Annotated in this window: 14 protein-coding genes; 7 read left to right on the top strand and 7 right to left on the bottom strand. The window is 59.8% G+C overall.

All coding sequences use genetic code 11. The features are described from left to right. Positions 1-49: 49 nt before the first annotated feature. Entirely contained in the window at positions 50-1,114 is a 1,065-nt protein-coding gene (dhaK, locus tag H586_RS0109635; RefSeq protein WP_011367198.1) for a dihydroxyacetone kinase subunit DhaK, read from the bottom strand. A gap of 251 nt (positions 1,115-1,365) precedes the next feature. Beyond that, positions 1,366-2,343, bottom strand: coding sequence for an N-acetyl-D-Glu racemase DgcA (gene dgcA / locus H586_RS0109630; RefSeq protein WP_027181918.1), 978 nt, complete (start codon positions 2,341-2,343; stop codon positions 1,366-1,368). A gap of 742 nt (positions 2,344-3,085) precedes the next feature. Here dgcA and H586_RS0109625 point away from each other — a divergent pair. Further along, entirely contained in the window at positions 3,086-3,433 is a 348-nt protein-coding gene (locus H586_RS0109625; protein WP_027181917.1) for an RNA recognition motif domain-containing protein, read from the top strand. A 247-nt stretch (positions 3,434-3,680) separates the two neighbouring features. Here the strand turns inward: H586_RS0109625 and H586_RS0109615 are convergent, their stop codons facing one another. After that, on the bottom strand, positions 3,681-5,867 hold the full coding sequence (locus H586_RS0109615) for a malate synthase G (protein WP_027181916.1): 2,187 nt from the start codon (positions 5,865-5,867) through the stop codon (positions 3,681-3,683). Positions 5,868-6,104: 237 nt separating this feature from the next. Further along, positions 6,105-6,578 (bottom strand): META domain-containing protein, encoded by a 474-nt coding sequence (locus H586_RS20095; protein ID WP_081701814.1) that lies wholly within the window; start codon positions 6,576-6,578, stop codon positions 6,105-6,107. Between the two features lie 273 nt (positions 6,579-6,851). Between H586_RS20095 and hrpB the strand changes: the two genes are divergently transcribed. From hrpB to H586_RS0109590, 3 genes are all read left to right on the top strand, one after another. Continuing rightward, positions 6,852-9,443 (top strand): ATP-dependent helicase HrpB, encoded by a 2,592-nt coding sequence (gene hrpB, locus H586_RS0109600; protein ID WP_034619011.1) that lies wholly within the window; start codon positions 6,852-6,854, stop codon positions 9,441-9,443. 137 nt (positions 9,444-9,580) lie between these two features. After that, entirely contained in the window at positions 9,581-11,605 is a 2,025-nt protein-coding gene (locus tag H586_RS20090; RefSeq protein ID WP_051363964.1) for a GGDEF domain-containing protein, read from the top strand. Between the two features lie 185 nt (positions 11,606-11,790). After that, on the top strand, positions 11,791-12,414 hold the full coding sequence (locus H586_RS0109590; RefSeq protein WP_011367191.1) for a flavodoxin family protein: 624 nt from the start codon (positions 11,791-11,793) through the stop codon (positions 12,412-12,414). 70 nt (positions 12,415-12,484) lie between these two features. Here the strand turns inward: H586_RS0109590 and H586_RS0109585 are convergent, their stop codons facing one another. Beyond that, the gene (locus tag H586_RS0109585; RefSeq protein ID WP_027181914.1) at positions 12,485-13,072 is read right to left on the bottom strand and encodes a DJ-1/PfpI family protein; all 588 of its coding nucleotides are present in this window, start codon (positions 13,070-13,072) and stop codon (positions 12,485-12,487) included. Between the two features lie 260 nt (positions 13,073-13,332). On the opposite strand from H586_RS0109585, the gene H586_RS0109580 reads away from it, so the two are divergent. After that, a complete protein-coding gene (locus H586_RS0109580; RefSeq protein WP_011367189.1) occupies positions 13,333-13,917 on the top strand; it encodes a tetratricopeptide repeat protein in 585 nt (194 codons plus the stop codon). 314 nt (positions 13,918-14,231) lie between these two features. Beyond that, positions 14,232-16,574 (top strand): sensor domain-containing protein, encoded by a 2,343-nt coding sequence (locus H586_RS20085; RefSeq protein WP_011367187.1) that lies wholly within the window; start codon positions 14,232-14,234, stop codon positions 16,572-16,574. Positions 16,575-16,597: 23 nt separating this feature from the next. Here the strand turns inward: H586_RS20085 and H586_RS20080 are convergent, their stop codons facing one another. Together H586_RS20080 and ercA are read right to left on the bottom strand one after the other, a co-directional pair. Continuing rightward, complete coding sequence (locus H586_RS20080) at positions 16,598-18,775, bottom strand: PAS domain-containing sensor histidine kinase (RefSeq protein WP_051363963.1); 2,178 nt, start codon at positions 18,773-18,775, stop codon at positions 16,598-16,600. Positions 18,776-18,796: 21 nt separating this feature from the next. Then, a complete protein-coding gene (gene ercA, locus H586_RS0109560) occupies positions 18,797-19,963 on the bottom strand; it encodes an alcohol dehydrogenase-like regulatory protein ErcA (RefSeq protein WP_027181913.1) in 1,167 nt (388 codons plus the stop codon). 361 nt (positions 19,964-20,324) lie between these two features. Between ercA and H586_RS0109555 the strand changes: the two genes are divergently transcribed. Then, a complete protein-coding gene (locus tag H586_RS0109555) occupies positions 20,325-21,182 on the top strand; it encodes a transporter substrate-binding domain-containing protein (protein WP_027181912.1) in 858 nt (285 codons plus the stop codon). Positions 21,183-21,336 lie beyond the last annotated feature (154 nt).

The following is a 21,336-nucleotide window of genomic DNA, read 5'->3' as shown; positions in this document are numbered from 1 at the left end:
TGCTTTGCGCCGCGGGGCCGTGCAGACCCCGCAGGCGGATATGTTGTTATCAGATTTTTACAAAACCGGGGGTGTTTGCTCCGGCGTCCCAGAACTTCAGCATTTCATCATCCACTTTAAGCAGCGTGATGGAAAATCCCTGCATTTCCAGTGAAGTGATGTAGGGGCCGATAAGATTGCGTTCGATGACGATGCCCCTGTCGCGGCAGATGGCATCCAGCTTGCGGTAAACGGCGTACAGTTCGCTTACGGGGGTGCCGCCCATGCTGTTTACAAAAGCAATGACCCGGTCGCCTTTGGCAAAAGGCTCATCGGTAAGTTTTTTGTCTTCCCACTGGCCGGTATCATGATTGAGTTCACGCACGGTGCGGGTATAGGCAGGATCGTCCAGAATGCCCTGAGCCACAATGGTTGTCAGCTCATCCGCCGTCTGCATGGAGCTGCGGTGCGTTCCGGGTTCACCATGAATACCGATGCCGATTTCAATCTCGCCGTCGGCCAGCTCAAAAGTAGGCTTGCCCGCCGCAGGCACCGTGCAGGATGTCAGTGCAACGCCCATGGAGCGCCCGCAACTGTTCACCCTGCGGCACAGGTCGGCGCATTGTTCCAGCGAATAACCGGCTTCGGCTGCGGCGCCTACAATTTTTTCCGCCAGCACGGTGGTGCCCACCCCGCGACGTCCAGCAGTATACAGGCTGTCCTTCACGGCAACGTCGTCGTCGATAAGTATGTTCTGCACCTTGATGCCATCGGCATGGCACAGTTCGGCGGCGGTTTCAAAATTCATCACGTCGCCGGTGTAGTTTTTGACAATGAACAGCACGCCGGCACCGCGGTCCACAGCTTTGGCGCATTCATACATCTGGTCGGGCGTGGGCGATGTAAACACCTCTCCGGGGCAGGCCCCGTCCAGCATGCCATGCCCCACAAAACCGCCGTGCATGGGTTCGTGCCCGCTGCCCCCGCCGGAAACAACAGCCACCTTGCCTTCGGGAATATCTCTGCGGCACACATAATGCGGGTCCAGATGGACCAGCAGTTCGGGATGAGCGGCGGCCATGCCCTGCAGCTGCTCCCGGACGACATCATCAACGGCATTAATCAGCTTTTTCATCGATTTTTCTCCGTTTGGTTATGAGCCATCCGGTCTCGCCTCAGAGAGTCTGACCAGACCTGCATCCGGCAGGTCGTTCATGCGAATCCAGCGGCTCGCAGAAAAGTTCTGCCCCCGTTCATAAAGGGATTGCTGCATTCTTACGTCAATTCCGCACTTGTGTGAACACTTTCGACGTCATTACGTGAACTTTTTGTCCGCCGTCCGGACATTTGTCATGGCGCGCGTCCGCCGCGGCGCCGCGCTGCGCCCTATCCCCACAGGGCAGGTTCCGGAGGATACACCAGACTGCCCTCGTAGCACAGCGCCGGATCGTGATCGGCAGCCAGCAGCAGGGGACCGTCAATATCTGCAAAATCAGCACCCTGTGCCACAAGATGGGCCGGCGCCATGGCAAGGGACGACCCCAGCATGCACCCTACCATCACTCTGAAGCCCATGCGTACAGCCTCATCGCGCATGGCCAGCGCTTCCGTCAGGCCACCGGTCTTATCCAGCTTGATGTTCACCGCATCGTACAGACCGGCAAGACGCGGCAATGTTGCTCTGTCGTGACAGGATTCATCGGCGCATACCGGCACGGGACGGTCCAGCCCGGCCAGTCCGGCATCCGCCCCCGCAGGCAGCGGCTGCTCCACAAGAGCCACGCCCAGACACGCCAGCTGCGGCGCCCGCTGCACATACTGCTGTACTGTCCATGCCTCATTGGCATCAATAATCAGGCGGGCTTCAGGGGCATTTTCGTGCACAGCGCGGATTCGCTCCATATCGCCTGCGCCGCCCAGCTTGACCTTCAAAAGCGGTCTGTGCGCATTTTCCCGTGCGGCGGCGCCCATGGCCAGAGGCGTACCCAGACTGAGCGTATAGGCGGTATGCACGGGCACGGGCCGCATACAGCCTGCCAGCTGCCACACCCGCTCGCCGCGCAGTGCGGCCTCGTACTCCCACAGAGCACAATCCAGCCCGTTACGCGCAGCACCGGCAGGCAGCAGGGTCTGCAAAAGCTGTCTGTCCGGCCGCCCGCCCATTCCGCGCACGGCTTCGTGCACAGCTGTGCAAACGCCCTCAACACTTTCTCCGTAACGGGCATAGGGCACGCACTCGCCGCGACCCTGCGCTCCTTCGCCGTATATGCGCACCTCAACCACCACGGCCTCTGTTCTGCTGCCGCGGGAAATGGCAAACTCGCCCTGCACAGGCCATGCCCGCACCGTTGTCTCCACCTTCACCGGCTCCGCCTCCTTCCTGCTATGCCGCAGCATACCGGATAATCTGTTTTTTTGTGCAACCTGCCATGGTAATACGTGTTTACCGGCTGCGCCGCAATGCCGCAGCACGGCAGCCGGTGTCGGATAGACAGTCATCATGTCGGACATATTTACATTTTTTGCAGGGGCAAGATGCCGCAGCAACAACTTATCACCCTGAATACACCGGCCATTGCCCTGTCTGCACAGAACTTGCTTGATTCTTCCGGCGGGTCGTCTTTGCGCGGTACCGCCTGTAACACTGCCTTCCGACCAGCTCCGGGAAACGCGGCGCCCAAGGTATCCCCCCCCACCTTCGGCACCGACGCCCGGAGCTTCTTTTTTCCATTGCCCAATCAATATCCTATACTTTCTGAAAAAATAATAAGCTGTGGAAAATCAGCGCCGGAGCAAGCAACCATGCGCCCGCCACAGCCAATATCACGGCATGCTGAACGGTTTTTTTATGTTGCTCCGCAAAAAAACACTTGCATAAATTCTCGCGGCATGATTCTGCGTAGTTGTCTGCCTCTTTTTAGCGGTATCTCACAGCATCCTGACGGGGCAGACGGCAAACGCTTTATGCGGCCGCCTTGTACAAGAAGAAACGCGGCATACACCGAGTACCGCTAGGGTGTGTGTGCACCCCGGGCTGTCTGGCTTCGCCATGGACTGACTCTGGAATTTTAGATTAACGAATGGCGAAGTGTGAGGATAAACCCTGATGAACATTTATGTTGGCAACCTTTCTTACCAGATGTCCGAAGACGACCTGCGTGGAGCCTTTGAAGAGTTCGGCGCTGTCGACAAGGTCCGCATCATCACTGACCACGACACTGGTCGTTCCAAAGGCTTCGGCTTTGTAGAAATGGCCGAAGACTCTGAAGCCAACGCTGCTATCGAAGCCCTGAACGGCCGCGAAATGGGCGGTCGCTCCATCACCGTGAACGAAGCTCGTCCTCGTCCCGAACGCTCCGGCGGCGGCGGTGGCGGCGGCTTCCGTCGCAGCGGCGGTGGCGGCGGCTACGGCAACCGTGGCGGACAGGGCGGCGGCTACGGCCGTCGTTACTAATCCGTACCGCCAGCATCTGCACCGCAGGTGCCGCGCGGCGTAATGCGCACACTCCCCCGCACCGGCAACGGTGCGGGGCTTTTTTTGCGCGCCGGACTTCTTTGCTGCGGTTCCTGCACAGCAAAAAAGGCGGTGCCGTAACGACACCGCCCTGATTAACAAACCTGCCTGCTCGGGCCGGACCGGCATGGCCTGCCGTATCCGGCAATGCGGCCGGACAGCGCAGCCGCCCGAATGCTCCGGCCGTTTACACCTGCCCGAAACGCGTTTTTGCTTCGCGCCTGCGCTGGTGCAGCACCGGCTCGGTATAGCCGCTGGGCTGCTCGCGCCCCTTGAAAACCAGATCACACGCCGCCTGAAAGGCGATGCTGCGTTCAAAATCAGGCGCCATGGGCGTGTACGCCTGATGTCCGGCATTCTGCGAATCCACCACTGCGGCCATTTTTTTAAACACGGCCATAACTTCTTCCCGCGTGCATACGCCGTGATGCAGCCAGTTGGCGATATGCTGACTGGAAATACGCAGCGTGGCACGGTCTTCCATCAGCCCCACATTGTGAATATCAGGCACCTTGGAACAACCGATTCCCTGCTCGATCCAGCGCACCACGTATCCGAGTATGCTCTGGATGTTATTTTCCAGTTCTTCACGCACGGCACCTGCATCAGGTGCCGAACGCAGCAGCGGCAGCACCAGCATGTCATCACGGCAGGCGCGCCGTCGGGCGGCCAGCGCTGTCTGGACATCGCGCACGTTCACATCATGATAATGCATGGCATGCAGCGTAGCTGCAGCAGGCGAGGGCACCCATGCGCAACCTGCACCCGCGCGGGGATGCGCCCCTTTGGTTTCCAGCATTTCGCGCATGCTGTCGGGCTTGGGCCACATGCCCTTGCCTATCTGCGCCCTGCCCGAAAAACCGCAGGCCAGCCCCACATCCACGTTCCAGTCCTCGTATGCAGCTATCCAGCGCTCCGCCTTCATATCATTCTTTCTGACAACCGGCCCCGCCTCCATGCAGGTATGAACCTCGTCGCCGGTACGATCCAGAAAGCCGGTATTGATAAAAATAACCCGTTCGCGGGCCGCGCGGATGCACTCTTTAAGATTCAGCGACGTGCGGCGCTCTTCATCCATAATCCCCACCTTGAGCATATGACGGGGCAGTCCCAGAATATCCTCCACCCTGCTGAAAAGATCGCAGGTGAAGTGGACTTCCTCCGGACCGTGCATCTTGGGCTTGACGATATACACACTGCCTGTGCGGCTATTGCGGTAGCGTACGTTGCCCTTCAGTTCGTGCAGCGCCACATAGCCTGTCATCAGAGCGTCCAGAATCCCCTCCGGTACGGGGCTGCCGTCCTCCGTCAGCACGGCATCCGTGGTCATAAGATGCCCCACGTTGCGGATAAGCATCAGGCTGCGGCCGGGCAGCACAAGAGCGCTGCCGTCAGGCGCCGTATATTCCCTGTCCGGATTGAGCGTGCGCACGCGCAGTGTTCCGTCCTTCACAAAGCTGGCTTCCAGATCGCCTTTGATCAGCCCCAGCCATGACTGGTACGTTCTGGTCTTGTCGTGGGCATCCACGGCGCTTACAGAATCTTCGCAGTCCTGAATGGTAGTCACTGCCGCTTCAAGGACCACATCTTTCACACCGGCAGGATGCGCCGCCCCCACGGGATGCGTTCTGTCCACATGCAGCTCAATATGCAGGCCGTTATTGCGCAGAACAACCACGGCAGGCGCATCACCGCCGGAAAAACCGACAAACTGCTCCGGCGCGGCGAGTCCCGTCTCTTTCCCCGATGCGTCGCGGGCCGCCAGCACACGGCGCCGGCCGTCCTGAAGCAGGATATACGCAGTCACATCACCATGCGACATTCCGTCCAGCGGCACTGCTCTGTCCAGAAACGCCGTTGCAAGACGCATTACCTCGCGCCCCCGCACCGGATTGTAGTCCGGCCCTTTTTCCATGCCGTCCGTTTCAGCGATCACGTCGGTGCCGTACAGGGCGTCATACAGGCTGCCCCAGCGGGCATTGGCCGCATTGACGGCATAACGGGCGTTGGTAATAGGCACTACCAGCTGCGGTCCGGCAACCTCGGCTATTTCCGGGTCCACATTCTCAGGAGAAATGGTAAAATCCTCCCCTTCAGGCAGCAGATAGCCTGTTTTTTCCAGAAACGCCTTGTATTCCGCCGCATCGTGGGGCTTGCCGGCACGTTCGCGGTGCCACGCGTCAACGGACTGCTGCATGCTTTCGCGCAGTTCCAGCAGTTCTTTGTTGCGCGGCGCAAAATCCCTGAACAATGCTTCGGCGCCCGCCCAGAAATCCACAGGGTCGACACCCGTATCCGGCGCTATCTCATTGGCGACAAGGCAGGAAAGGCACGATGCCACCTGCAGACCGCCGGTCTGTGTTCTTGTTGTCATTATGTAACCCCCGAATGGCGTAGGTTAGGGTTGCAGCGGAACACGGCAGTTATGCGGCCCGGAGGCGCAAAGACATACTGCCGGCAAAAAAGCTGGAAAAGCAGGATGCAGCATACAGCACCGGAAATGCTCCAGCCCGGGGCGGCAGCATCCTGTCATGCGGCGGGTGCACGGCGCCATGCCGTGCCGGAGTGTCCGTTGCGCGCGGCGTAAAGAGCATCCGCCGCGCGCAAGGTTTTATTTACGGATAAATACGAGTGATTCCTGCACGGGCGCATCCGCCGCCGGTGCAAGAACAAGGCTGCCGTCATGCCCGCGCAGCGCACGGGTGACACCGGTCATGGTCCGGAAGTACTCATACTCGGTGCGCATGGCTTTTTCCTCGCACGCACGCTTGGTACTGCCCATGGGACCGAAAGTCAGTGCGCCGTCTTTCAACTGCCACGTACCGAAGTAATTATTGCAACCGGAATAGCCGTACAGACGGCCGTCCTCGTCAAAAACAAGCGTGACTCCGGCATCGGCGGAAACGTGCGTATCCGCCAGCGAGGTCAGCTGCCACTCACCGGCAGTCAGCACGGCGGAATCAGCCGGAGACGCCGGAACAGCCTGACTCCCCCTGTGACCGGCACAGGCGCCGAGCATAAGAAGGGCGCCCGTGGCCAGCATAAGACAGGCATACACAATATAACGGTTTCGTTTTATCATCATTCAGCTCCTGCAGATATAGTGTGCATACCGCCGGCTCGACCGCACGCCCTCCCGCGGGCGGTCTTTTCCGGCACTCCCCTGACATGCGGAAAGGGGCCGGACGGAATAATCCTCATGTTGTTCTGCCGCATGACAGCCCCGAACGCAAGTGCGGAGTATCCCCGGCGGCTTTGACAAAACCCTCCGCACCAAGCAAATACTGCTGACCGGAAACAGTCTGTACATGCGCGCCGCATCCGGAGCACCCCGCAAAACAAGGAATACCTGTCCGTCATGTCTCTTTTTCTGCCCGCTGCCACACAACAGCTGCCCGTGTCCGGAATTCTGCAAGAACTTACCGACACACTGGCCCGCACAACATGCTGCGTTCTGCAGGCCCCCCCCGGAGCCGGTAAAACCACGGCGGTGCCACTGGCTCTGCTGCACGCGCAGCTGCCCGCCGGACGTATAGTGATGCTGGAACCCCGCAGGCTTGCAGCCCGCAGTGCCGCGCGGCGCATGGCTCAGATGCTGGGGCAGCGCACCGGTGAAACTGTGGGATTCAGAGTGCGCCACCACAGCTGTACAGGCTCCGGTACCCGCATAGAGGTGGTCACAGAGGGGGTGCTCACACGCATGATCCAGTCGGACCCCGCTCTGACGGATGTGGCATGCGTCATTTTTGACGAATTTCACGAACGCAGCCTGCAGGGCGATCTGGGCCTGACACTGTGTCTTGAAGTTCAGGCCGCCTTACGCCCCGAACTGCGGCTGATTGTCATGTCCGCCACCCTTGACGGCGCTCCCGTGGCGGCGCTGATGGGCGGATGTCCGGTACTGACCGCCACCGGACGCAGCCATGCCGTGCATACCCGGCACATTGCGCCGCCTGCCGGCCGTTCAATGCTCGACAGACATCACTGCATACAGCTTATTGCAGACGGCATACGCCGCGCGTTGTACGAAGAACAAGGCAGCATTCTGGCCTTTCTGCCCGGTCTGCGGGAAATAACTCTGGTGGCCGAGGCGCTGCAAGGCGCGGTGTCACCGGACGGCTGCCGCGTGCAGGTGCTGCCGCTGCACGGCAGACTGACCCCGCAGCAGCAGGACGCGGCCATATGTCCCGCCCCGCAGGGGGTGCGCAAAGTGGTGCTGTCCACATCCGTTGCCGAAACAAGCCTGACTCTTGAAGGCATACGCATTGTGGTGGACAGCGGCCTGACGCGCAAAGCACAGTTTGACCCGCGCAGCGGCATGACGGGACTGGTCACACGCAGAGCGTCACTGGCCGCGGCCGCACAGCGGCAGGGACGCGCCGGCAGGCTGCAGGAGGGTATCTGCTACCGGCTGTGGAGCAAAGCCGACGAACCGGCCATGCCCGCCTTTGACAGACCGGAAATACTGGAAGCAGACCTTGTGCCGCTGGCACTGGAACTGGCCCGCTGGGGGGCTTGCGACCATAATTCGCTGCCGTGGCTGACACCGCCGCCGCATTCCAGCATGGAACAGGCCGCAATGCTGTTGTGCCAGCTGGGCGCTCTGAAGCCTGCCCCCTCTACCGGCCTGCGTCACATCACACAGCACGGCGCGCGCATGGCCGCCCTGCCGGTGCACCCCCGGCTGGCGCACATGGTAATCACAGCGGCGGATACGGGACAGCCCGACATTCTGGAACAGGCCTGCCGCATAGCCGCCGTGTTTTCAGAAGCACCATCGGCCCTGCGCAGGCAGGCCGACCTGGGCACCGTCATAGAAGACGCTGCCACAGGCCGCACCACAGACAGCCGTGCGGCGGCACGCACGGCGCAGATGGCCAGACGTCTGGCGGCCGCCGCCGGAAAAGGCCCGGACGACCGGCCAGCGGTACAGGCATTGCGCACACTGCCTGCGGATGCGCGCTGCGCTGCGCTCTGCGCACTGGCCTTTCCCGACCGCATAGGCAAAGCCACGGGGCAGGGCCGCTTTCTGCTTACCTGCGGCAGAGCCGCCATCGTAGCTGCCACCCACCCGCTGGCCGGAAGCCACTTCATCGTAGCGGCCGAGCTGGACGGACAAAACGCGGACGCACGCATTCATGCCGCCGCGGCGCTGGACAGCCGCACCGTGGAAACCCTGTACGCAGACAACATCGCGCAGCAGGACAACATTCAATGGAACCCGCAGACAGAAGCAGTGGAGGCAACGACGCAACGCACGCTGTGGAAGCTGCCGCTGGAAGTGCGTCCTCTCCCAGAAAAACCCCATACGCAGTCCGCGGTGCAGGCCATGTGCGAAGGCATCCGCAGCATGGGACTGAGTGCCCTGCCCTGGACCCGCGAGACAGAAACCCTGCGGCAGCGGGTCATGCTGCTGCGCAGGCACGAACCGTGCGGAGCAGACCAGATAAACATCTGGCCCGATTTTTCGGAAGAAACGTTGCTGGCGACACTGGAAACATGGCTTGCCCCTTTTCTGGACGGTATCCGGCGGCGGACACAGCTGAAAAACCTGAACCTGAAAACAGCCCTGCAGGCGATGCTGCCATGGCCGTTGCCTGCCCGTCTGGAGCAGGAGGCACCGGAACTGCTCACCGTCCCTTCAGGTTCAAATATCCGGCTGGACTATTCCGGCCCTGTGCCGGTGCTGGCGGTAAAGCTGCAGGAAATGTTCGGTGCCACAGCCACGCCCGCCATAGGCAACGGGCGCATACCGGTGCTTGTCCATCTGCTTTCACCTGCGGGCAGACCGCTGCAGATAACTCAGGACCTCGAAGGATTCTGGAAAAACGGGTACCGGCAGGTCAAAGCTGAAATGAAAGGGCGCTACCCCAAACATCCATGGCCCGACGATCCTGTTTCCGCCCGCCCCACACGACGGACAAATACCGGCTCTAAAAATGTATCATAGACATTTTGTTGACAATATGCATACTGATCGGCATTACTGTCCGGTTATCACAGCTAATCACCGTACTTAATTGCAGGCGGATTCAACGGGGCACCGCGCACAGCCGCCCTGCTGCATCAGGGAGAATACTCAAGGCCATGACTGTCCCGCGCTGCCGGCGTTTTTTTCTCACCCTTTCCGGGCTTGCCGCATGGGCCGTTCTGTGCCTGTGCACTACACTGCTGCAGGCGCAGCCTGTCCGGGCATCGGGCCTGCAGCCGGTTACGCTGCAACTGCACTGGACGCATGAATTCGAGTTTGCCGGTTTTTATGTTGCCAAAGAAAAAGGCTTTTATGCGGAACGCGGACTGGATGTGACCATAATACCCGGCGGGCCGGGCATAGTGCCGGTGCAGGAGGTGCTGCGCGGCAATGCCCAGTACGGCATAGGTGCCGCCGAAGTGCTGCTGGCAAGGCTGCGCGGTGCACCGCTGGTCATGCTGGCCGCAGTGTTTCAGCACTCTGCCAGCTGTATTCTCACACGGGCGGATTCCGGCATCTACACCCCTCAGGACCTTGTGGGCAGAGTCTTTGAAATGGGCAGGCTGGAAAGCGACGCCGAAACCTATGCCATGCTGCATAACGAAGGCATCGACATCAGCCAGCTGACCCACGTGGATTCGACATTCAATCCCCAGCTGCTGCTGGACGGCAAGGTTGACGCCATTTCGGCATATTCTTTCAGCCAGCCTTTTTTTCTGCGCGAGCGGGGCATTCCCTACCGGCTCATCCGGCCCATCCAGTATGGTATCGATTTCTACGGCAATTCCATTTTTTCTTCAGAAAACGAAGTGCGCAGGCACCCCGAACGCACAGAGGCATTCATAGAAGCCAGCATGAAAGGCTGGGCCTACGCCTTTGACCATGTGGACGAAGCCGTGGACATCATTCTGAACAAATACAGCGATCACCCCTTTGCCCACTCGCGCGAGCATCTGCTGTTCGAAGCGGAAGAAAGCCGCAAACTGGTTATGCCGCATCTGGTCGATCTGGGGCACATGAATCCCGGCCGCTGGAAACACATGGCCGACACGCTGGTACAGCTGGGGCTGGCTGACGCCGATTATACGCTGAAAGGCTTTCTTCATGATCCTGATCTGTCGTCCAGCCTGCTCGCCCACTGGGGTGTGCGGGCCGGCATAGGCATTCTGGCGGGAGCCGTAGGACTGTGCCTTGTTCTGCTGCGCTTCAACCGCAGGCTTACCGCGGAAATCGCCTCACGCCGCAAAGCCGAGGAACGGACGCTGAGAAGCGAACAACGGCTTTCGCTGGCGTTGTGGGCGGGCAATCTGGGCTGGTGGGACTGGGACCTGAAATCCGACCATGTATCGCTGGACAGAACAGCCCACACCATGCTGGGCGGCAGCGACACCCCGCTGCAGACGGCCCTGGGATCCATGGCCGGCAACCGCTCTCTTACAGGTGCCATGCCCTTTGTACATACGCTGCGCAACATGCAGCAAAACGACACCCGCACCTTTGAAGAAGAAATGCAGCTTGATACAGGCGGAAAAAAACGCTGGGTGCTGTGCCGGGGACAGATGATCAACAGTTCCGGCCGCGCCGCCGGTGTTCTCATGGACATCAGCAAACTGAAGTCATACCAGCAGGAACTGGAACAGATGACCATGACCGACTATCTGACGGGACTCTTCAACCGCAGGCATTTCTTCCGTCAGCTGGAAACACATCTGGAGCAGTACAAACGCAGGCAGTACAATCTCTGCGTGGCGCTGCTAGACCTTGACCACTTCAAGCGGATAAATGACACATACGGACACATGGCCGGCGACTCAGTCATCCGCGAGTTTGCCCTCCTGCTGAAGGAATCGCTGAGGCCGTACGATGTCGTTGCCCGCTTCGGGGGCGAAGAATTCATCATCCTGCTGCTGGACAGCGGACGGGAAGAAGCGCTGGGCATTCTGGACAGGCTGCTGAAAAAGGTTTCGGGACACACCTTTGACGCCGAAGGACATCATCTGAGGGTCACCTTCAGCGGCGGAATTGCCGAAGCCGACGAGCTGCCCGCCTCGGAACTGACCCCGAAGCGCATCGTGGCCGCCGCCGACCAGCGGCTGTATCTGGCCAAAACAGCAGGCCGCAACACCATCCGCATCCGCTAGCCGCCGCTGCGTCTTTTACGCCGTCATGGTGATATCCGTGGTTACCTGCGGCATACTCACGCACTTTTAATTCAGTACTTGCCAGAAAGCGGGCCGCATATACTATGGAAACCATGCCCTGCGCCTGTGCCGCAGACCGGCATATGCAAACGCAACGCGGCACCCGCCGCAACAAGGAGAACAGCATGTACGCCATAGCCATCAACGGCAGTCCCCGCAAAGGCGGCAATACGGAAACCCTGCTGCGCCAGACTCTGGCCCCGCTGGAAAAAGCAGGATGGGAAACGGAACTTGTCCGCGTGGGCGGCAAACCGGTACGGGGCTGCATAGCCTGCTACAAGTGTTTTGAAAATAAAGACGGGCGGTGTTCCGTCACGACCGACCTGTTCAATGATCTGGCGGAAAAAATTTTCCGCGCCGACGCAATCATCATGGGGTCGCCCACATACTTTGCCGATGTCTCATCCGAAATGAAGGCCGTTCTCGACAGAACAGGTCTTGTCTCCATTGCCAACGGACATCTGCTGCGCGGCAAGATAGGGGCCGCTGTGGTAGCTGTGCGCAGAGGCGGCGGCATCCACGTTTTTGACAGCATCAACCACATGTTCATGATGTCGCAGATGATCGTTCCCGGTTCCGTGTACTGGAATCTGGGCTACGGCCTGCACAAAGGCGAAGTCTCCGGCGATGCCGAAGGCATGGGTAACATGGATCATCTGGGCAGGACCATTGACTGGCTCGGACGGGCCACCGCACCGGTGCGCGGCGAGTATCCTGTCGCTTCCGGCCCCGGCGAGGGCGAAGCCTAGCCTCCGTCAAGGTGAATACATGAAAAGGCGGGCAGCCGTGCTGCCCGCCTCTTATCTACCGGTAATAAAATTACGGCTCAATGCGGGTTCCCAGTACCTCCAGAAACTTGCGCATCCATTCGGGGTGGGCAGGCCACGCAGGCGCAGTGACAACATGCCCGCTGACGCAGGCGTTCGAAGCTGTGTCGTTCACCTCGCACCATGTGGCGCCCGCCGCCTCCACGTCAGGCTTTACCGCGGGATAAGCCGTGCAGGTGTGCCCCTGCAGCACGCCTGCGGTCACCAGCACCTGCTGTCCGTGGCACACGGCTGCTATGGGCTTGCGGGCCTTGTCAAACTGCCGCACAATCTCAATAACCCGTGCGTTGAGCCGGATATATTCCGGTGCACGGCCGCCGGGAACAACCAGCGCGTCATAGTGCGCCACATCAACGCTGTCAAAATCGCAGTTCAGCATAAAGTTGTGTCCGGGCTTTTCCGTATAGGTCTGGTCGCCTTCAAAATCGTGCACCGCGGTTTTAACCGTTTCACCGGCTTTTTTACCGGGGCACACGGCGTGCACGGTATGCCCGACCATACCCAGCATCTGAAAAGGCACCATAGCCTCATAGTCTTCCACAAAATCACCCACCAGCATCAGAATACGTTTTTCAGCCATTTTACTCTCCTTGCGGGATAAATCCGCCCCGCCGCTGCCCGCAGGCAGCATGGCGGAACAGGTAATGAACACAGCCGCCGCAGTGACGGCGGCAACGTAGCCGACATTGCAGATGCTCTGCCATAGCACATAATACGGCGCGATGTACAACCGTGCATGCACCGGATAAAAGCCCTGCATTGCCTGCCGGCGGCTGTTAGGCTAGCGTGTGTCCGGCACAGAACATATACCGCGGCACCTGCCGCGCAGGAGCAATATCCATGACCGCACACAAAACCGCACTGCTGCTGACCCTGTGCGCCGCACTGCTGCTGACGGCATGCGGCGGGCGCGAAGAGCCGGAACTGCCGCGCTTCAACCCCATGGGCATGAGCGGTACCCATTCGCAGGACGCGGAAAAATGGTATGCCATGGCCCATGTGCTGTGGAAGGACAATACCTGCAGCGACCCCGAAAAAGCAGTGGAATACCTGAACAAGGCGCTGGAGGCCGAGCCTGACTATGCCGAAGCGCTTCTGCGGCGGGGGCTTGCCTACAGCGAACAGAAACGGTGGGAAAAAGCCTTTGACGACATGACACAGGCCGTACGGCTGAAGCCTTCGGCCGAAAGCTATACATGGCGCGGTCTTGTAATGCTGCGCATGGGCAACGCCATAGGCGCGGTGCGCGACACAACGCGCGCGCTGGAATATGACACCGCGTATAATCAGGCATGGAACATCAGAGGCGGCGCAAAACTGGTGCTGGGAGACGCCGCCGGAGCATGCAGCGACTTTGAAAACGGATGCTCCACGGGCGACTGCACAGGGCTTGAGTCGGCCCGCAGACAGAACATATGCCCCTGAAAAAAAGTAGATGCCGGCAGCACGAACGTGCACGCGCACCAGCAGGGCACAGCATGCAGCCGCATCTGCCGCATGAAGCACACAGCATGGCAGGTACAGTCGGCATACTGTACCTGCGCACCATATACTGCACTGTCTCTGTATATCTTGAACACACGGCTGCTACATGATATGCCGATAGTGTCCGGCTGCACCTGACGTCCGCGGGGGAACGGCCGCAACCGGAAATTCATCCCGACAGGCCGCCGCACAGTCATGGGGACGGGAGGCGGTGAAGTCTGGCGGGAGCGGGGGAAGGTATCAACAGGTCCGCCGTGCAGCACGGAACGGGAAAACGCATTGCGTTTATCTGCGCCGCCGTGCTGCTTATCGCCATTACAGCATCGCTGGGAGCTGCTCTTTTTCTGCGCCTTGCCGGAATACCGGAAAGCGGGGCACTTTTTGCTTTGCTGCCGCCGTTGGCCGGTGGTTGTGCCGCAACTCTGTGCGGTATCGCCGCATGGCTGCAGATGCGCGCCGCGTGGACAAAGCAGCTGCGCGAACACGCGCGCACAGCAGCCCAGCTCAGTTCGCTGGAAGAAAACCACCATCAGCTGCGCAGACGCCTTGCAGAAGCGGAGCGTGAGCGCGCCCACCTGCGCAAGCAGGCGGACAGCGCCCTTTCCGACATTGCCTCGCGCCGCGGTGAAGCAAAATTTCAGGCCACCTTTCACGCCACGCCGGATCCCATAATGGTGGTCAATCTGCACACCGGGCTGGTGCTGGACGTCAATGAAAGCCTGCAGCGCCTGCTTGCCCGCGACTGGGGGCAGCTGCTGGGCGAATCTCTGGACAGTCTGCTGGAATGGGGCAACGGTGCACGCAACAGGTTTGAACTGATGCTGGAGCGCGAAGGCAGTGTGAGCAACCTGCCCGCCGTCATGCACGACGGCGGCGGCACACCTCACCATGTGCTCATCTCCGCCCGCCATGTCCAGCTGGAGGGGTTTTCCTGCGCCATCGCCATTGCCCGTGACATAAGCGACCATCACCGGCTGCAGGAACAGCTGGCGGAAAAAACATCCCTGCTGGAAAACGTTCTCGCGCACATTCCCTACCATGTCTTCTGGAAAGACAGAAACAGCAGGTATCTGGGAGCCAACGAACTGTATGCCCGCAACCTGTTCAACGCTTCTGTCAACGACATACTGGGGCTCACCGACACCGATCTGGGCATGTCCGCCGTCCTCGGCGGCGCCATACTGCGCGAAGAACAGGAAGTGCTGGACACAGGCCGTCCGGTTATCAATGCCGAACGCACCATTCCGCTGCATGACGGCAGAACAGTCATAGGGCTGGTGAGCAAAGTGCCTCTGCTGGATGCCAACGGACAACCGCAGGGCGTACTGGGTATTTCGGCCGACATAACCAACCTGAGAGCATACGAACGGCAGCTGCACGCCCTGCTGGACGGACTGCCCGACATGGCATGGATCAAGGACGCAGGCAGTGTGTATCTGGCCGTCAATCAGGCCTTTGCCGATTTTCTGCACCGCGACCCGCTGGATGTTCCCGGCAGGACAGACGAAGACCTGTGGCCGGGCGAACTTGCCGCCAACCAGCGGCAGAGCGATGCCGACGCCATGACAAGGCTGGCCGACCTGCGATACGACCAGTGGCTTGCCGGTGCCGGAGGGGTCTCCATCTGGGCCGATATCATCAAACGTCCCATCATGGAAAAAGACGCTTCGGGCAACACCGTGGCCGTGGGTACGGTGGGTATCGCCCGCGATATCTCACAGCGGCGCGCTCAGGAAAGCCGCATCCGCATGCTGTCGGAAGCGCTGGAACAGAGTTCCGTGGCCGTGGTGGTCACCGACCCTGCCGGAAACACCGTGCACCTGAACCCGCGTTACGAAGAAATAACCGGCTTTACGCTGCACGAACTGCAGGGCAGGCCGCTGCCGCTGCTGGCCGACCCTGAAAGCTCGGCACCGGTATGGGAGGCGCTGCACAAAGGTGAGCGCTGGCGGCAGGAGATAAAAAGCCCGCGCAAGGACGGCGATGACCGCTGGCTGTCTGTTTCCGTTGCTCCCGTGGTGGACAACGACGGACATCCGGCCAACATAGTTCTGGTGCTGGAAGACATCACGGAACAAAAACGCAGCGAAGAGCATATCCGGCATCTGGCCATGCACGACGGCCTGACGGGGCTGCCCAACAGACGGCTTTTCATGGACAGACTGCGCCGTTCCGTTGCCATGAGCAAAAGAAACGGGGTCCGTTTTGCCGTTCTGTTCATCGACCTTAATGATTTTAAAGAGATAAATGACACTCTGGGCCATGAAGCAGGCGACCATGTGTTGCGCACCGTAGCTGAAAGACTGCGCCAGAGTCTGCGCGAGGTGGACACATGCGCACGGATCGGCGGAGACGAGTTCATCGTTCTGCTGCACGATATCCGCAGTAACGAAGATCTGGCGCACGCATCCGAACGGGTTTCCGCCGCCATCAGCACCCCCATAAACCTGAACGGCACCGTGCGTGTTGTTTCAGGCTCCATCGGCATTGCCGTCTGCCCCGACGACGCCACCGACGTGGACCAGATTATCAGCCACGCCGACCACGCCATGTACCGCTGCAAACGCAACCGCAGATACGACAGTGCCTCACGCTGAGCGCCGGTGACGGACCGCTCAATTCACTCCGGCGTGCTGCCGTTATGCGGCAGCCCCACGGTAAAACAGCTGCCTCTGCCCGGCGCCGATGTCACCGTCATGGTGCCTTTATGATTTCGGGTGATGATAAAATAAGAAACGGACAACCCCAGCCCCGTGCCCGCGCCCGGTGCCTTGGTTGTGAAAAACGGCTCGAACACGCGCAGGGTCACATCTTCCGGCATACCCGGTCCGTTATCCTCCACGTCCACATACACGTAGCGCTCCGCTTTACGTATCCGCACCGTTATCACCGGTTCATGGCACAACAGCACCCGTTTTGTACCGGAACCGGCAATGGTGCCCACGGCATAAAACGACTGGGCCGCATTACGCAGCAGGTTCAGCAGCACCTGCTCCACCTCTGTTTTATTACAGGCGATAAGCGGTACGGGCTCGTACAGCCGGACCAGCTTTATTCTTTTGAAGTCGTAATGTTTTTTCAGATCGTAGTCAGCTTCTGCCAGTGAAATGACACTGTCCATCATGGCGTGCAGATCGCACGAAGAGCGCGACATATCCGACTTGCGGGAAAAGGTGAGCATATTGCGGACAATATCTGCCGCCCGCATGGAGGCTTCACGCATTCCTTCAAGAATACGGTATATTTTCCGCTCGCGCATGTATGCATCCATGGCATGCAGATCGCACCCCAGCGCGGCCGCCACAGTGCTGTTACGGTCAACCGCAGGATCAAGACGGCGAAACACATTTTGCAGCCCCTGCACAACAGCACCCAGAGGGTTGTTGATTTCGTGAGCCATACCTGCAGCAAGACCGCCGACGGAAAGCATCTTTTCCGCCTGCACCATGGTCTGTTCCATCAGCACTTTGTCCGAAACATCGTCAATGCGGATGACAGCGCCCTGATCATGTCCCGTGGACAACGGATACACTGTCACATCCTCATAAACGACCCTTCCGCCGGGCAGCGTCCGCGGCACCTTAGACTCGGCCATGGGGCGCTGTTCGGCCATGCTGTAGCGCACCATCGAACGCAGCGAAGCCACATGCGGCAGCATGGCCTCCACCGGACGGCCCATGGCCTCGCGTGCAGATGTTCCGGTCAGCCGTTCGGCCTCTCTGTTCCACTGGATGACCCTGCCCGCGGCATCAACCGCAGCCAGCACCGAAGGCATGGAATCCACCACATTGGTCAGCAGCCCGCGCAGCATGCGCGATTCATTCTCTGCCTCCAGCAGCGCGGTAATATCGCGTGCCTCCACAACCACATGGATAATACGTCCGGCATCGTCACGCACCGGTTTGAAAGAACAGTCGAAAAACAGCTGCCCCGATGGCAGCCGTACAGGATACAGCCGGCGCACGCTGACACCCGCCGATGCACTGCTTACATCCGATTCGGCATTGCGCGCCATTTCCGGCATATTGCGCAGCCACGGAGCATCACTCAGACGCTGGCCGCGCAGGTCGTCAAAAGAAATGGCAAATTCGGAAAGCAGACTCTGGTTGGCGCGCAGGATAAGACCTTCGGGAGAAAGAACAACCACATGCTGCATGGACTGCTCAAAGACCACGCGGAAGCGTTCCTCGCTCTCGCGCAGCGAACGTTCGGCCCTGAACCCCGCTGTCACATCACGGGCCACCATGATTACCTGCCCCGGATCGCCCTCCGCCGAAGGCATGGGCGAAAACGAGGCTTCGAGCACCAGTTCGGCTCCGTCCGCCTGCTGCACATGCAGCGTCAGGCGTTTGGAACGCCCCCCCTTGCTGCTTGCCAGCAACGCGGCTTCCACACGGGGGCCCAGCTGCGCCGCCAGATCAATGCTGCCGCCCTCCTCCGGTCCCGGCCCCAGCAGACGGCGCGCGGCAGAATTCAGATGCGTGACGGCAAGAGGCGGGCCTGTCCGCAGCAGCAGCATGGCATCGCTGGCGTGGTCAACCATGCGCCGGAACACATCCAGCTCAGCAATCTTGCGCCTCAGTTCAGGATAATAACTCTTGCGCAGCGACTTTTCGCCCAACCCTATCAGGCTGCTCACCGCATCACGGTACTGCAGGTCTTCCTGCGGCGCAGAAGACCCTCCGGACGCTGCATCTGCCGCTCCGGAAGAAATAGCCTGTCCGGCACGGAGCGGGTGCTCACCCCCCTGACTGTCCGGCGGAAGATCGGGCTGTTTTTTTGTGGAATCCTGCATCATGCCGCACCCTTGATTTCATTTTCAAAACGCTTCCAGATACAATGCTTCCACTTCCTGCAGCGTAAACCTGCGGGGGTTGGTCAGCATGCAGGCATCGTGCATGGCATTGCGTGCCAGCGAGGGGATATCTTCACGCTTCATGCCCATGGTGCCCAGCGTTGCCGTCACTCCGGCCCTGCGCCGCATATCGAGCAGCCTGTCATGTAAAAAATCACCCAGTGCATCCGCACCGGACGGCGCACCGGCAAACCCCAGTTCCTGCGCAATATCGGCGCAGCGGGCGGGAACAACCTGACAGTTTGCCCGCACCACATGGGGCATCAGAATGGCATTGCACTCTCCGTGCGGCATGTCCAGCAGCCCCCCCAGACCGTGCGCCATGGCGTGAACCGCCCCCAGTATGGCATTGGAAAATGCAAACCCCGCATACATGGATGCCAGCATCATATTTTCCCGCGCGGCCATGTCCTGCGGGTTGTCGAGCACGTTCTGCAGATTGGCACCGATAAGCCGCATGGCGCGCAATGCAAAAAGATCAGTCATGGGCGAGCTTACCGTGGAACAATAGGCCTCCACCGCATGGCACAAGGCATCAAGGCCGGTGGATGCGGTGAGCCGCGGCGGCATGGAAAGAGTGGTGGAAGGATCGACAAGCGCCAGATCAGGCACAGCGGATTTGCTGACAATGGCTATTTTCAACCTGCGTCGCGCGTCATTGATAATGGCGAACTGAGATACATCGGCACTGGTGCCCGCCGTGGTGGGAATACAGATGAGCGGCGGCGCGGGCACCTCAACTTTATCCACGCCTTCGTATTCCAGCACGTCTCTGCCGCCGGAAACCATCAGTCCTATCCCTTTGGCGCAGTCCATGGGGCTGCCGCCGCCCACAGCCACAATGCCGTCACACCCTGCCGCGCGGTACACGGCAACCCCTTGGCGCACCTCGGTATCGCGGGGATTGGCGGAAATATCGCTGAATACAGTGGAACTGACTCCGTGAGCCTGCAAAGCATCCACTACGCTGCCGCTCCATCCCGCCGACGCCACACCGGCATCGGTAACCACAAGGCAGTGCGTCAGGTTGAAGTTGACGGCATACTGACCCACCAGACGGAGCGCTCCGGCACCGAAGACCACTTCGGGCACAATCAGCTTGCGCAAAGCATACAAAGAATCATCCACCATCCGAAGGCTCCCCGAGGTTAGCAGTGGAGACGTAAAAATATACTTCTTCCACTATTACGCATCGCAGAGACAAATACAAGCAGGTTCAGCACATCCGCAATGCGCCTGTCTTCCTGCACCCGCGTACAACGCATTCTGCAGTTCCGCACACTATATTCCCTGCCGCGCAGTTCTTTCCATCCGGAACCAATGGTTATTCCATGTGCCTTATACCATCAGCGGAGCAATGGGGCCGCGGGGCTTAACAAACTGTATGAAATAATGTACGGCAGTATCTGCCGGAGACACAGTATTATCGTGCAATGCCATCCGCACTCACAACACCGGTATTACCGGACATACCATTTTTATCCATAATCCATTGATAACCAAAATACTGCACGCACTCATAGCTGTTCTGTTTGTATTCCCTGCCGCCGGCCTGCATGCTCAGGAAACACCGGCAACACGCACCGTCACGGCCGGAAAAGGCCTGCAAGCCTATCGCGAGACGGACGGACGGGCTTTTATTTCCATACTAGTAGGAGAATATCCGCCGTATGTGTATGAAGATACAGACGGCAACTGGACAGGTATCGAGATGGACATAGCCAGAGCCGTTGCCGGACGCGCGGACATTACGCTTGTGCCTGTCATCCAGACTAACTGGCGGCGCAATCTGTACCACGCGGAACGCGGTTTGGTCGGCCTTATCCCTTCGCTTCCCGACACCCGGAACAGCCATGCGCATTACCACCTGCTGTTCAGGACGGTTTCTCTGGGAACCGTGCTCATGATGGACAAAGACGCTCCGCCGTTTTCACCTGCCAGTCTGGCCGACCTGACCGCCGGAAACCGCATCTGGGGCTATCAGGAAGGAGTGTTCTACGGGCCGGAACTGAATGAGGCCCTTGCCGGAGATCTGCTGTTCGCAGGACATTTCGAGCCTGTCGCAGGATTCGGCCTGAACAGAAAGAAACTGCGCGGAGGCAGAATACACGGCTATCTTGATATCGGAGGCCGCTGCGGTATTCCGAAACATACCAAACGCATTCCGCTGCCTTTTGTCAGTAATGCGGACTGGTATCTGGCCGCATCGGACGCTGTGCCCGAACATTTGCGCCGGCGCATGCGCACCGCCGCACAACAGCTTGAACAGGAAGGCGAACTGGAGCGCATACGGAAAACCGACTACTGCAAGCGCATGCGCTCCGCAGCCGCCGCGCAGCATATTCCCTGAACCCCGCGGTCTGCCGTACTCCGCCGCGCACACCGCCGCGGCCTGCCGCCTGAAAGAGAGCTTGCCTCACGCTGCATAATGTGGCAGACACCCACTCTTCCCTGACTATCAGACCCGCCGCATTCCGCGCGGGCGTATAACAAAAACCGGCACC

Origin of the sequence: Oleidesulfovibrio alaskensis DSM 16109, from assembly GCF_000482745.1 — a bacterium.
Taxonomy (GTDB): Bacteria; Desulfobacterota; Desulfovibrionia; order Desulfovibrionales; family Desulfovibrionaceae; genus Oleidesulfovibrio; species Oleidesulfovibrio alaskensis.
Note: the sequence above shows the minus strand (reverse complement) of the source record. Positions and strands in the feature narration are given on the sequence as shown.

Excerpts from the sequence above, each read along its gene's own strand:
- H586_RS0109590 (WP_011367191.1), top strand. The coding sequence starts at position 11,791 with ATGTACGCCATAGCCATCAACGGCAGTCCCCGCAAAGGCGGCAATACG.
- hrpB (WP_034619011.1), top strand. The coding sequence starts at position 6,852 with ATGTCTCTTTTTCTGCCCGCTGCCACACAACAGCTGCCCGTGTCCGGA.
- H586_RS0109625 (WP_027181917.1), top strand. The coding sequence starts at position 3,086 with ATGAACATTTATGTTGGCAACCTTTCTTACCAGATGTCCGAAGACGAC.
- H586_RS0109585 (WP_027181914.1), bottom strand. The coding sequence starts at position 13,072 with ATGGCTGAAAAACGTATTCTGATGCTGGTGGGTGATTTTGTGGAAGAC.
- ercA (WP_027181913.1), bottom strand. The coding sequence starts at position 19,963 with ATGGTGGATGATTCTTTGTATGCTTTGCGCAAGCTGATTGTGCCCGAA.
- H586_RS0109580 (WP_011367189.1), top strand. The coding sequence starts at position 13,333 with ATGACCGCACACAAAACCGCACTGCTGCTGACCCTGTGCGCCGCACTG.
- H586_RS0109615 (WP_027181916.1), bottom strand. The coding sequence starts at position 5,867 with ATGACAACAAGAACACAGACCGGCGGTCTGCAGGTGGCATCGTGCCTT.
- H586_RS20090 (WP_051363964.1), top strand. The coding sequence starts at position 9,581 with ATGACTGTCCCGCGCTGCCGGCGTTTTTTTCTCACCCTTTCCGGGCTT.
- H586_RS20095 (WP_081701814.1), bottom strand. The coding sequence starts at position 6,578 with ATGATGATAAAACGAAACCGTTATATTGTGTATGCCTGTCTTATGCTG.
- dhaK (WP_011367198.1), bottom strand. The coding sequence starts at position 1,114 with ATGAAAAAGCTGATTAATGCCGTTGATGATGTCGTCCGGGAGCAGCTG.
- H586_RS20080 (WP_051363963.1), bottom strand. The coding sequence starts at position 18,775 with ATGATGCAGGATTCCACAAAAAAACAGCCCGATCTTCCGCCGGACAGT.